Source organism: Vibrio sp. 1401 (assembly GCF_033340295.1).
The window spans coordinates 1-939 of the sequence record NZ_JAWOWF010000176.1; the positions used below are offsets into that span (position 1 = coordinate 1).

1 protein-coding gene is annotated in these 939 nt (G+C 50.8%); it reads right to left on the reverse strand.

Annotated elements, in window-relative coordinates:
• Positions 1–939, reverse strand: a 939-nt coding sequence (gene glpX, locus R7Z77_RS24370) for a class II fructose-bisphosphatase (protein WP_318136932.1), incomplete at both ends; no start/stop codon positions are given.

A 939-nucleotide genomic window follows, 5' to 3' on the forward strand; every position in this document is an offset into this window, starting at 1 on the left:
GAATGGTACGGCAACGGCCTCGCACGAGTAGCGTCTCTGTTGTCGCAATATTACCTTGGCGAGAAATCCCCTCTAGCAAGTCACCTTTTGTAATGCCTGTTGCTGAGAAGACGACGTTGTCGCTGCGCGCCATGTCTTCCATTTTTAGGACGACGTTGGCTTTTACGCCCATTTCTTCACAACGTTGTAGTTCAGCCGCGCCGTAAATACGGTTTTCTTCTGTGTCGCCTTTCACTTCGTGGCGAGGTAGAAGACGGCCATGCATGTCACCATCAAGTGCGCGAATCACCGCTGCGGATACCACCCCCTCTGGTGCACCGCCAATGCAGTACATGAGGTCCACTTCACTATCTGGCATACACGTTAGGATGGAAGCTGCAACGTCGCCATCTGGCACCGCGAAGACACGCACACCCATCGCCTGCATTTCTGCTATCACATCATCGTGGCGAGGTTTTGCTAGAGTGATGACAACCAGAGTGTCCAGCGTTTTATTTAGCGCACCAGCAACGTTTTCTAGGTTTTCTTTCAACGGCTTTTCTAGATCGATCACGCCTTTCGCACCCGGGCCAACAACCAGTGTAACCACGTACATGTCAGGTGCTTTTAAAAAGCTGCCTTTTTCACCCGCGGCAAGCACTGCCAATGCGTTCGATTGACCCATTGCGGTCATGCGTGTGCCTTCAATAGGGTCAACAGCGATATCCACTTCATCGCCACCTAGACCAACTTTCTCACCGATGTATAGCATTGGAGCATCATCGATTTCACCTTCACCAATGACAATTTCACCACTGATGTCTGTTTTGTTCAGTAGAGTGCGCATAACTTCAACAGCAGCGCCATCGGCTGCGTTTTTGTCACCACGGCCAAGCCATTTGTAACCAGCGAGTGCAGCACCTTCAGTTACACGAGAAAATGCCATTGCTAAATCGCGTT